Consider the following 12,098-nt stretch of genomic DNA (forward strand, 5'->3'; position numbering starts at 1 on the left):
TGTGCTTTTGTACAGTGTTGCTCACTTTGAGCACGCACGAACCTCCCCCTCCGCTGGCACCGTCCGCCACTGGCACGTCCGCTCGCAAGATCATCCACTGCGATTGCGACTGCTTTTACGCGTCGGTCGAGATGCGCGACGATCCGAGCCTGCGCGGACGTCCGCTGGCCGTAGGCGGTCGGCCAGAGCAACGCGGCGTCGTGGCCACCTGCAATTACGAGGCGCGACGCTTCGGCATTCATTCGGCGATGTCCTCGGCGCTTGCCGTGCGCAAATGCCCCGATTTGCTGATCCTGCCCCCGGCGATGGACAAGTACCGCGCGGCCTCGCGCCTGATCATGGCGATTTACCGCGAGTACACGAGCCAGGTAGAGCCGCTTTCGCTGGATGAAGCCTATCTCGATGTCACCCACTCGACGTTGTGCCAAGGCAGCGCGACGCTGATGGCGGCGCAAATCCGCGAGCGCGTGCGGGCAACGGTGGGCGTCACGGTATCGGCTGGCGTGGCGCCCAACAAGTTCGTCGCGAAGATTGCGTCCGATTGGAAGAAACCGGACGGTCTGTTCGTCGTCCGGCCGCACGAGGTCGATGCCTTCGTCGCCGCATTGCCGGTGCGCAAGATTTTCGGTGTCGGCAAAGTCACGGCGGCAAAGCTCGAAAAACTCGGGATTGCGACCTGCGATGATTTGCGCGGCTGGCCCCTCGTCGAGCTGCACCGCCGCTTCGGCGTTTTCGGCACGCGGCTTTACGAGCTTGCACGCGGCATCGATCACCGCGCGGTGCACGCGGATCAGGAGCGCAAATCGATCAGTGTCGAGACGACCTACGTGACGGATTTGCGTACCGTCGACGAATGTGCCGACGAAGTGCGCCGCCTTGCCGAGCAGTTGGACAGCCGCATCGAGCGGGCGGGCGCGGCAGCGGCCGTGCGCAAGCTCTTCGTCAAAATTCGTTTCGCCGATTTTCAGCGCACGACGGTGGAATGCGTGGCCGACGCAACCCATCTGCCAACGATGCTCGCGCTGTTGGAAAAGGGTCTCGCGCGGCGCGATCGTCCGGTGCGCTTGCTGGGCGTCGGCGTACGACTTGAGGAAGATGACGATCGCGACCGCAGTCAATTTCCGCTCTTCGATGACGAGCTTGATCACATCGACCGTTCAAGCGGCGATCACAGCGGTGGGACGGGTTAGAATCGGCAGCAGACCGTTCATCCATTCATCCCTTCATCCGCTCGCTCGAAGATCTGCCGATGGACCTCATCATTCGCCGCGCCACCTTGCCGTCACATGCCGCAGGTCGAGACTCGCCGGTCGACATCGGCATCACCGGCGGCCGTATCGAAGCAGTCGAACCGCATCTCGCCGCATCGGCACACGAGGAAATCGACGCGGCCGGCGCCCTCGTCACGCCGCCTTTCGTCGATGCCCACTTTCATCTCGACGCCACGCTTTCCTATGGGCTGCCGCGCGTGAATCAGTCGGGCACGCTGCTCGAAGGCATCGCGCTGTGGGGCGAGCTCAAGCCTCATCTGACGCAGGAAGCACTCGTCGAGCGGGCGATGCAGTACTGCGACTGGGCTGTCGCGCGGGGCTTGCTCGCCATTCGCTCGCATGTCGATGTTTGCGACGAGCGCTTGCTTGCAGTCGAAGCGCTGCTCGAGGTGAGGCGCCGTGTCGCGCCGTATCTCGACTTGCAACTGGTCGCCTTTCCGCAAGACGGCCTGTTGCGCGCGCCCGGCGCGTTCGACAACCTCAAACGTGCTATCGCGATGGGCGTTGATGTCGTAGGCGGCATTCCGCATTTCGAGCGCACGATGGTCGACGGTGCGCGCTCGGTACGCATGCTCTGCGAATTTGCGGCCGACCAGGGCTTGCCCGTCGACATGCATTGCGACGAATCGGACGATCCGCTTTCGCGTCACATCGAAACGCTCTGTGCAGAGACACACAGGCTCGGCCTGGGCGGGCGCGTCGCAGGTTCACATTTGACGTCGATGCATTCGATGGATAACTACTATGTCAGCAAGCTGTTGCCGCTGATGCGCGAGTCCGGCGTCGCCGCCATCGCCAATCCGCTGATCAACATTACATTGCAAGGCCGCGCCGACACCTATCCGAAACGCCGTGGCATGACGCGCGTGCCCGAGATGCTGGCGGCCGGCATCGACGTGGCATTCGGCCACGACTGCGTGATGGACCCGTGGTACGGACTCGGCTCGGCAGACATGCTCGAAGTCGCGCATATGGGCCTGCACGTGGCGCAGATGACGAGCCAGGCTGCGATGCGGGCAGCGTTCGACGCTGTGACCGTCAATGCCGCTCGCATAGTTGGTTTGCGGGACTATGGCATCGAGCCCGGCTGCAATGCGGATTGCGTCGTGCTCGATGCGCGCGACCCGGTGGAGGCAATTCGACTACGTGCGGCGCGGCTGGTGGTGATTCGCCGCGGCAGGGTGATCGCACGCTCGCCGGCCGCGCGAGCTTCGCTTACGATCGACGGGCGGCCGGCGGAGGTGGATTTCAAATTGCACCGCTGACGATGCCCCGCCGCGCCACCCGTATCGGGCGATTGCTACCGCTACTGCTGCTGCCGTGGTGATTGCGCGGGCGTGCCCGCCATACCGTTGTGCCGCAGTAGCGCGTCGATCGTCGGTGCGCGTCCGCGAAACGCTTTGAACGATTCCATCGCCGGCCGGCTGCCGCCCACTTCGAGAATCTCGCGGCGATACCGCTCGCCCGTTCGCGCGTCGAGCACGCTGCCCTGCGTTGTCTGCGCCGCATCCTCGAATGCGGCATACGCATCGGCCGACAACACCTCGGCCCATTTGTAGCTGTAATAGCCCGCGGCATAGCCGCCTGCGAAGATGTGGCTGAACGTGTTGGGCCAACGCGAGAATGACGCTTGCTCGATCACGTGATACCGCTCGTTGATCTCGCGCGCGAGGTCATTCGCGCTTTGCGCACCTTCGGTATCGAAGTCGATATGCAGCCGCATATCGAACATCGAGAAGACGATTTGCCGCATCGTGCCAAGCCCGCTTTGGAAGTTCTTGGCGGCGATCATCTTGTCGAATAGTGCGCGCGGCAGCTTCGCGTGCGTATCGACATGGGATGACATATCGCTCAGTACGTCCCATTCCCAGCAGAAGTTTTCCATGAACTGCGACGGCAACTCGACAGCGTCCCATTCGACGCCGTTGATGCCCGATACACCAAGCTCATCGACGCGCGTCAGCATGTGATGCAGCCCGTGACCGAATTCGTGAAAGAGCGTGATGACTTCGTCGTGCGTGAAGCAAGCCGGCTTGCCGCCGACGGGCGCCGAGAAATTGCAAGTCAGGTACGCAACCGGCGTTTGCATCTCGCCTTCGGCACGGCGATGGCGTCCGCGTGCGTCGTCCATCCATGCTCCGCCGCGCTTGCCCTCGCGCGCATAGAGGTCGAGATAGAACTGCGCGACGAGCGAGCCGTCCTGATCTTCGACGCGGAAAAAGCGCACGTCGGGATGCCAGACGGGTGCTTCATCGCGGCGAATGCGCACGCGAAAGAGCGCTTCGGCGACTTTGAACAACCCGCCGAGGACGGCCGGCTCGGGGAAATACTGCTTGACCTCGTTTTCGGAAAACGCATAGCGCTTTTCGCGCAAGCGCTCGCCAGCGAAGGCCACGTCCCACGGTTCGAGTTTCGCCAAGCCGAGCTCGTTCGCAGCGAATTCGCGCAACTCCTGCCAGTCTTGTTCCGCGTAGGGACGCGCGCGATGAGCGAGATCTTCGAGAAAAGCAATGACCTGAGCGGGCGAGTCGGCCATCTTGGGCACGAGCGACACTTCGGCGAAGTTCTCATAGCCGAGCATCTGCGCTTCCTCGCGCCGCAGCTTCAAAAGCTCGGCAACGAGCGCAGTGTTGTCCCACTCGGCTTTACCGTCACCGTAGCGGGTGCCGAGTTCGGAAGCGCGTGTGACATAGGCGCGGTACATCGCCTCGCGCATCGGACGGTGCGTGGCGTATTGCATGACAGGGAAGTACGACGGGAAATGCAGTGTGAATTTCCAACCTTCGATGCCCGCGCGTTGCGCCGCCTGATGGGCGGCCTCGACGACATCGGCAGGCAACCCCGCGAGTTCCGCCTCGGTCTTCACAATGTATGCGTAGGCATTCGTTGCATCGAGCACGTGGTCGGAAAATGCCTTTGCCAATGCTGCCTGGCGCTCTTGCAATGCCATGAAGCGCGGCTTTTTATCGTCAGGTAGCTCGGCTCCCGACAAGCGGAAGTCGCGCAACGCGTTATCCAGGATCTTCTTGCGCTCGCTGCTGAGCGCGCCGAAGGCCGGGCTCGCGGCGATGGCCTTGTACTTTTCGAACAGGGCGAGGTTCTGCCCGACACTCGACCAGAATTCGGTGACGCGCGGCAGGTTCTCGCCATAGGTTGCGCGCAATTCGGGCGTGTCCGCCACTGCGTTCAAGTGACCGACGATGCTCCAGGCTCGCGAAAGCGGCTCGGTGGCGCGCTCGGTTGCGTCGACCACATCGGCCCAAGTCGCCGGGGTTTGCGGATCGAGTGCGCGGTCGACCGCCGCCTGCGCATTGGCGAGCAGCGTATCGAGTGCGGGCGTGACGTGTTCCGGCCGGATGTCGCCGAAGCGAGGCAAGCCGGAGAAATCGAGCAGCGGGTTCGCGGATGTGTCGGGTGTGTGCTGAGCCATGGCGCTTCCTGTCTGTCGTTGATCGGGGGACGCGGCGCGTCGCCCGCGTCCCTGCTTTAAGCGGCGTTACCAGCGCATCGCTCGGCCGCTTCAATGGTGTTCACGAGCAGCATCGTGATCGTCATCGGACCGACGCCGCCAGGTACCGGGGTGATGAAACTGGCCACTTGGCTCACGCCGGCAAAATCGACGTCACCGCAGAGCTTGCCTGCATCGTCGCGATTCATGCCGACATCGATGACGCTTGCGCCCGGTTTGACCATATCGGCGGTGACGAGATTGCGCCGGCCCGTTGCGGCGACGATCACATCGGCGGCACGCGTATGCGCGGCGATATCGCGCGTCTTGCTATGACAGATGGTGACGGTTGCGCCTGCTTCAAGCAGCAGCAGGGCCATGGGTTTGCCGACGATGTTCGAGCGGCCGATGACCACGGCGTTGGCGCCCTTTAGATCGACGCCGTAAGCCTCGAACATTTTCATCACGCCATAGGGCGTGCACGGCCGAAAGAGCGGTTTGCCCGTCATCAGTGCCCCGGCGTTCGCGACGTGAAATCCGTCGACGTCCTTCTCCGGTGCAATCGCCTCGATCACCTTGTGGCTGTCGATGTGCGGCGGGAGCGGCAACTGAACGAGGATGCCGTGAATATTCGGGTCGCGGTTCAATGCATCGATGCGTTCCAGCAGCGCGGCTTCCGAGAGTGTGGCCGGGTAGCGGTCGTACGACGAGTGAATGCCGTTGTCCTCACAGGCTTTGACCTTGTTGCGGACATAGACTTCGCTCGCGGGGTTGTCACCAACGAGTACGACAGCAAGGCCCGGTCGGTGCCCGCGCGCCGTCAGTGCGGCGGCGCGCGCAGCGACGTCGATGCGCAGGGTCTTCGAAAGGGCGAGGCCGTCGATCAATGTGGCTGTCATGGTGTGGTCGGGATTGAAAAGAATGGGTGATGCTGTGCGTGCCTGGCTGCGGCGACGCGAAACTCAAAGGAGGAAAAAGTTGCGCTCGGCGTAGGCTGGCAACGCGAAACGTGCGACGGCGCGCGCCCCAGCGTGCAAAATCAAAATTATACCGCCGGGGGCCGCGCGTCGAAGGGGAGGCGAGCAAGGAACGGACAAAGGGCGAACAAGGCGGCGCGCCCCGTTGCGGCGCGAACCGGCTCGACGCAATGGTCGGCCCGGCTGCGCCCGATGCCCGAGCGCAGCCAGTGCGACCGTTACAAGGCCTAAGCGTTAGTGCTGGGGCTTGTTCGACAACGCGAGTCGCAGCAGGTCGGCGACCGTGTTGACGTTGAGCTTTTCCATGATGTTGGCGCGGTGAGCCTCCACCGTCTTGATACTGATGCCGAGGTCGTCGGCGATCTGCTTGTTGAGCCGGCCCGCGATGATCCGTTCGAGCACCTGATGCTCTCGCGCGGTCAGCTTCGACAGCCGTTCGGCGGCCGCACGCTGCTGCTGAACCGTGCTGCTTTCGCTGCGGGCTTTATCGAGCATTCTCTCGACGAGCTTGCGCAGCTCGGCTTCGTCGAATGGCTTCTCGATGAAGTCCATCGCGCCTTTTTTCATCGTCGAAACGGCCATTGGCACGTCGCCGTGGCCTGTGACGAAGATGATCGGCAGCGAGGCGTTCTCGGTAATGAGCCGCTCTTGCAGTTCCAGGCCGCTCATGCCTGACATCCGCACATCCAGGATCAGGCAGGCGATTTGGCCGGCGTGATGAGCAGGTTGATAGGCCTCGATGAACTGTTCGGCGCTCGAGAAGCACTGCACCCGATAGCCATTCGCCTCGAGCAGCCAACGCAGCGAATCGCGTACGGCTTCGTCGTCGTCGACGACAAAGACGGTTTCCTGACTGGTGACTGGGCTACTCATAACTCTCCCGTAACGGTTTGTGGTCGCTGCGCCTCGGACCCGCCATAACTCGGATCGGCGGGCTCGCCGATCGGCAGACTACAGTGAAAAGTCGCGCCTGTGACCTTTCCATTGGCGTCGATGTTGTTGACGACCCACAGGCGCCCCCGATGCGACTCGATAATCGAACGGCAAATATTGAGTCCCATTCCCATGCCGTCCGACTTCGTGCTGTAAAACGGCTCGAACAAGCGCTCGATAGCTGCTTCGTCGACTCCCGGCCCTTGGTCGACGACACTGATGCAGACGAAACCGGCATCGAGCCGCACGATGACGCGGATCACGGCGTCGATCGCGTGCGGACGCGCGTCATGCATCGCTTCCGCTGCGTTCTTGAGCAGATTGACGAGCACTTGCTCGATCAGGACCGGGTCCACGTAGATGACGGGCAGGCGCGAGCGTATTTCGGTGACGATGCGGATGCGGCGCTTGCGGGCTTCGAGTTCCGCGAGGCCGACCGCGTCGGCGACGATGTCCGATACGCGCGCCGCCTGCCGCTTCGGCTCGCTGCGCTTCACGAACTCGCGAATGCGCTTGATGATCATGCCGGCGCGCACTGCCTGCTGCGCCGTCTTTTCGAGCACCGGCAAAAGCGTGTCGGATGTCGTGCGGCCGGCTTTGACGAGCGCGACGGTGCCCGAGCAATAATTGTTGATCGCGGCCAGCGGTTGGTTCAACTCGTGCGCAAGCGACGACGCCATTTCGCCCATCGTCATCAGGCGGCTCGTGAAGTGCAGCTTCTCTTCCTGCTGGCGGGCCAGTTCCTGTGCCTGCTTGCGCGTCGTGATATCGGTTGCGATCTGCATCTGTGCGAGATGCCCGTCGACCCACTGAATATATTGACGCCGCACCTCGAACCACTTCTGGATGCTCTGCACGTAGATTTCCTGCGCATCGGCCGCGCTTTCGGTGAGCGCCGCCGCGGGCAGCCCGGCGTAGGTGTCGACCATGTCGATCGAATCGGACGACGCCTGCGTGCTGTCGAACCCGCCGCCCGCCAACTCCAGATGGCCGTCGGGGCGAATGCCGAACAGATGGCGATAGTAGCGGTTCGCGAACAGCAGCTCGGCTTCGTCGGCGGCCAGCACGGAAACGGCGGCGTCGAGGCTTTCGAGCACCGTGGTGAACCGTTCGTGCGCGGCCGCAAGTTCTTCTCGCGCGCGTTTGGGTTCGGTGATGTCCGTCATCGACGACATCCATCCCGTTTGCCGGCCCGAGCTGTCGATCAGCGGCGACACATACAGGCGCGCATGAAAGATCGAGCCGTCCTTGCGGCGCACGCGCAACTCGAAACCGGAGGAGGGGGCTTTGCCGCGCAGCGTCATGTCGAGCTGGCGTTGCATTTCCGGATAGGCGTCGCGCGGCCAGTACGGAAACGGCGCTGTTTTGCCGACGAGGTCGGTCTCGTCCCAGCCCGTCATCCGGCAAAACGCGGGGTTCACGTGTGTGATGCGGCCATGCATGTCGAGCACGCGCATGCCGATCAGCACCGAGTTTTCCATTGCACGTCGGAAAAACGCTTCGGCATAGAGCGCCTGCTGCGCTTCAAAACGTTGCCGCGTGTGTTTCCACAGGCTCCAAAGACTCCACAGAACGAAGCACGAGAGGCCCGCGACGAGCCATACGAGCGTGTTGTTCGTAAAATTCGTCAGCTGCGGAAAGGCATAGACGCGTACGGTCAGGCCCTGGCCCGGCGGATCGAGCGGCAAATCGTAGAAAAGATCGCGCGGCAGGCGTGGGCGGGTCGACGTCGTCGCGAGCTCGCGATTGTTGGCGTCGATCAGTGAAATTTTGTACTTTGCGGACAGTTCGGGCGGGATATCGTGCTTGAGCATCCCTTCGATCGAAAAGACGGCGGCGATCGAGCCCAGGAATTCGCGGTCCCGATAGATCGGCGTTTGCAGCGTCAGATACCCATTGCCGAAATCGCCGTAAATCAGCGCCGAATAGACTTGGCGCCGCGTGCTGCGCGCCTCGGCGAACGCGGCGGTGACGGCCACGTCCATCTGCGCATCGGTGAGCCGGGCGAACCGCTGCCCGGCGAGCGGCAATGCCGTGTTGGGCCAACGCGGCTGCTTCTGGCTTGTGTACCAGTTCAGGTAGAGAATCTCGGGGTGAGCCTGCATGATGTCGGTCGTCGACACCTGGAATGCGCGCTGGTCGGTATGGCCTGCCGCGAGGTCGCGCGCGAGCGCCTGCAGTTGCTCCTGCGCGCCCGTCATCGACAATCGGATTTGCTGCTGTGCCCACGCCACGTTGCGATAGAGCGTGTCTTCCTGCTGCTGCTGCTCGCGCCGGTTCAGGCTCCACAGGATGAGGCTCATCACGACCAGGAACACCAGGATCGACAGCAGCGGAGTCAGCAAATAGGAATTGGACCACCACGGTCCGTGGTGCCAGCGGGGCGCGGAATCCGCCCGTGGACCGGACGCCCGCGCCGAACGTGCGAAAAGCCGATCGGTCAACATGGCTCGAATTGTAGCGCAGCGCAACGCCGCCAATTGGCGCAAAAGGGGGGAAAACCCGCACACATCCCGGCCCAAACGCGGAGCGCGCGCCTGCCCCCGCTTCTTTGTCGATGTGCGTCGCAGCAATATTTCGCATGATGAGAAATCATCTCGTAATTCGAAATATTGGTTGCGCATGCGCGGCCGGGCTCTTTACAATCGCGCTCAACTGTCGCGGCCCTGCGCTGGCCCGCGTCGTCTGTTCAAAGAGCACTGTCTATTCAGGAGACGAGAATGTCCGCTGTGCCCGACGAAGTGATGAAATATGTCGCCGCCGAGAACGACGACGACCCGCAAGAAACCGGCGAATGGCTCGAGGCGCTGGATGGCGTCATTTCCGCGGTCGGGCCGGACCGCGCGCACTATCTGATCGAAAAGCAGATCGAATTCGCCCGCGTGCATGGCGAACATCTGCCGTTTTCGGCCAACACCCCCTATATCAATACGATTCCGGTTGCCGACCAGGCCAAGATTCCTGGCGACCAGGACATCGAGCATCGCATTCGCTCGTATACGCGCTGGAACGCGATCGCGATGGTGTTGCGTGCCGGCAAGGATACCAACGTGGGCGGCCATATCGCCTCGTTCGCCTCTGCAGCGACGCTCTACGACGTCGGCTTCAATCACTTCTGGCATGCCCCTTCGGCGCAGCACGGCGGTGATCTCGTGTTCGTGCAGGGCCACTCGTCGCCCGGTATCTATTCGCGCGCCTTCTTGCTGGGCCGTTTGACTGCCAAGCAGCTCGACAACTTCCGTCAGGAAGTGGGCGGCGAGGGCATTTCGTCATATCCGCACCCGTGGCTGATGCCGGACTTCTGGCAATTCCCGACGGTGTCGATGGGTCTCGGCCCGATCATGGCGATTTATCAGGCGCGTTTCATGAAGTACCTGCAGGCGCGCGGTATCGCCAAAACCGAAGGCCGCAAAGTATGGGCGTTCCTCGGCGACGGTGAGACGGACGAGCCGGAATCGCTCGGCGCCATCGGCATGGCGGGCCGCGAGCGGCTCGAGAACCTCGTGTTCGTGATCAACTGCAACTTGCAGCGGCTCGACGGCCCGGTGCGCGGCAACGGCAAGATCATCCAGGAACTCGAATCGGAGTTCCGCGGCGCGGGCTGGAACGTCATCAAGGTCGTCTGGGGCAGCCGCTGGGATGCGCTTTTTGCACGCGACAAGACCGGTGCGCTGATGCGCCGAATGATGGAGGTGGTCGACGGCGAATATCAGACGTATAAATCGGAATCGGGCGCGTTTGTCCGCGAGCACTTCTTCAACACGCCGGAACTCAAGGCGCTCGTGGCCGACTGGTCCGACGAGGACATCTGGAACCTGAACCGCGGCGGCCACGATCCGCACAAGATCTACGCGGCTTTTCACGCGGCCACGCAAACGAAGGGGCAGCCGACCGTCATTCTCGCGAAGACGATCAAGGGCTATGGCATGGGCGAAGCGGGCCAGGCCATGAACATCACCCACCAGCAAAAGAAGATGCAGGTGGATCAGCTCAAGATATTCCGCGATCAGTTCCGCCTGCCGATCTCGGACGAAGAGATCGTCAACGTGCCGTATCTGACGTTCGAAGAGGGCTCGAAGGAGCTCGAGTACATGCGTGCACGGCGCGAAGAATTGGGCGGCTATCTGCCGACGCGCCGGCAAAAAGCCGAGTCGTTGCCCGTGCCGGCGCTGTCGGCATTCGAGCCGCTGCTCAAGGGCACCGGTGAAGGCCGCGAAATTTCCACGACGATGGCGTTCGTGCGCATTCTGAATATCCTTCTGAAGGATAAGGCGCTCGGCAAACGCGTCGTGCCGATCGTGCCGGACGAATCACGCACATTCGGCATGGAGGGCCTGTTCCGCCAGATCGGCATCTGGAACCAGGACGGCCAGAAGTATGTGCCGGAAGATTCCGATCAGTTGATGTTCTACAAGGAATCGGAAACCGGCCAGATTCTGCAGGAAGGCATCAATGAAGCCGGCGGTATGTGCGACTGGATCGCGGCCGCGACGTCGTATTCGACGCACGGCGAGATCATGGTGCCGTTCTATATCTTCTACTCGATGTTCGGGATGCAGCGTATCGGCGACCTCGTCTGGGCAGCTGGCGATATGCGCTCGCGGGGCTTCTTGCTCGGCGGTACGGCGGGCCGTACCACGCTCAATGGCGAAGGCTTGCAGCACGAAGACGGCCATTCGCTGCTGTGGGCGTCGTCGGTGCCGAACTGCGTGAGCTACGATCCGACGTTCGGCTATGAGCTTGCGGTCATCATGCAAGACGGCCTGCGCCGCATGGTGCAGGAGCAGGAGGACGTGTTTTACTACGTCACCGTGATGAATGAGAACTACGAGCACCCGGCCATGCCGCAGGGCGAGCACGTGGCGCAGCACATCATCAAGGGCTTGTATGCGCTCAAGCAGAGCGATGCTGCGGCGAAGGCGCCACGCGTGCAGCTGATGGGTGCGGGCACGATCCTCAACGAGGTGATTGCCGCCGCCGATCTGCTCAAGAACGATTGGGGCGTGGTGGCCGATCTCTGGAGCGTGCCGAGCTTCGCTGAACTCGCTCGCGAAGGTCAGAGCATTGCGCGTTGGAACCTGCTTCATCCGAACGAGCCGCGCAAGCTGTCGCACGTCGAGACGCTGCTCAAGGATGCGCGCGGCCCCGTCATCGCGTCGACCGATTACGTGCGCGCACTCGCCGAGCAGATTCGCGCCTATGTGCCGCAGCGTTATGTCGTGCTTGGCACCGACGGCTTCGGTCGTTCCGATACGCGCGCCAATCTGCGTCATTTCTTCGAAGTCGATCGCTACTGGGTCGCCGTTGCGGCGCTCAATGCGCTGGCCGACGAAGGTACGATCGAGCGCAAGGTTGTTGCGGACGCGCTCGCGAAGTACCAGCTCGATCCGAACAAACCCAACCCGATGACCGTTTAAGGCATCGCCTTCGCGTGCGGCCATGCCGCGCGCGCCTGTCGGCACTCAGCGA

The 12,098-nt window shown here is 62.5% G+C and carries 7 protein-coding genes; 3 read left to right on the forward strand and 4 right to left on the reverse strand.

Annotated features, from left to right (window positions below):
- Window positions 1-17: 17 nt before the first annotated feature.
- Complete coding sequence (gene dinB, locus ACSQ20_RS07415) at window positions 18-1,190, forward strand: DNA polymerase IV (protein WP_436022971.1); 1,173 nt, start codon at window positions 18-20, stop codon at window positions 1,188-1,190.
- 59 nt (window positions 1,191-1,249) lie between these two features.
- Window positions 1,250-2,536, forward strand: coding sequence for an amidohydrolase family protein (locus ACSQ20_RS07420; protein WP_436018518.1), 1,287 nt, complete (start codon window positions 1,250-1,252; stop codon window positions 2,534-2,536).
- A 41-nt stretch (window positions 2,537-2,577) separates the two neighbouring features.
- Here ACSQ20_RS07420 and ACSQ20_RS07425 read toward each other — a convergent pair whose 3' ends face one another.
- From ACSQ20_RS07425 to fixL, 4 genes are all read right to left on the reverse strand, one after another.
- Entirely contained in the window at window positions 2,578-4,701 is a 2,124-nt protein-coding gene (locus tag ACSQ20_RS07425; RefSeq protein WP_436018520.1) for a M3 family metallopeptidase, read from the reverse strand.
- Window positions 4,702-4,757: 56 nt separating this feature from the next.
- Complete coding sequence (gene folD, locus ACSQ20_RS07430; RefSeq protein ID WP_436018522.1) at window positions 4,758-5,618, reverse strand: bifunctional methylenetetrahydrofolate dehydrogenase/methenyltetrahydrofolate cyclohydrolase FolD; 861 nt, start codon at window positions 5,616-5,618, stop codon at window positions 4,758-4,760.
- Between the two features lie 312 nt (window positions 5,619-5,930).
- The gene (gene fixJ, locus ACSQ20_RS07435; RefSeq protein WP_436018524.1) at window positions 5,931-6,569 is read right to left on the reverse strand and encodes an oxygen response regulator transcription factor FixJ; all 639 of its coding nucleotides are present in this window, start codon (window positions 6,567-6,569) and stop codon (window positions 5,931-5,933) included.
- Window positions 6,566-9,076, reverse strand: coding sequence for an oxygen sensor histidine kinase FixL (fixL, locus tag ACSQ20_RS07440; protein ID WP_436018526.1), 2,511 nt, complete (start codon window positions 9,074-9,076; stop codon window positions 6,566-6,568). The genes fixJ and fixL overlap by 4 nt, the downstream gene beginning before the upstream one ends.
- 273 nt (window positions 9,077-9,349) lie before the next feature.
- Here fixL and aceE point away from each other — a divergent pair, with 273 nt between their 5' ends.
- Complete coding sequence (gene aceE, locus ACSQ20_RS07445) at window positions 9,350-12,046, forward strand: pyruvate dehydrogenase (acetyl-transferring), homodimeric type (protein ID WP_436018528.1); 2,697 nt, start codon at window positions 9,350-9,352, stop codon at window positions 12,044-12,046.
- The last annotated feature ends 52 nt before the right edge of the window (window positions 12,047-12,098 follow it).

Origin of the sequence: Trinickia sp. LjRoot230 (genome assembly GCF_964253315.1) — a bacterium.
GTDB lineage: Bacteria > Pseudomonadota > Gammaproteobacteria > Burkholderiales > Burkholderiaceae > Trinickia.

Bases quoted from the DNA above. Each gene is read 5' to 3' on its own strand.
- fixJ (WP_436018524.1), bottom strand. From the start codon at position 6,569: ATGAGTAGCCCAGTCACCAGTCAGGAAACCGTCTTTGTCGTCGACGAC.
- ACSQ20_RS07420 (WP_436018518.1), top strand. From the start codon at position 1,250: ATGGACCTCATCATTCGCCGCGCCACCTTGCCGTCACATGCCGCAGGT.
- folD (WP_436018522.1), bottom strand. From the start codon at position 5,618: ATGACAGCCACATTGATCGACGGCCTCGCCCTTTCGAAGACCCTGCGC.
- aceE (WP_436018528.1), top strand. From the start codon at position 9,350: ATGTCCGCTGTGCCCGACGAAGTGATGAAATATGTCGCCGCCGAGAAC.
- fixL (WP_436018526.1), bottom strand. From the start codon at position 9,076: ATGTTGACCGATCGGCTTTTCGCACGTTCGGCGCGGGCGTCCGGTCCA.
- ACSQ20_RS07425 (WP_436018520.1), bottom strand. From the start codon at position 4,701: ATGGCTCAGCACACACCCGACACATCCGCGAACCCGCTGCTCGATTTC.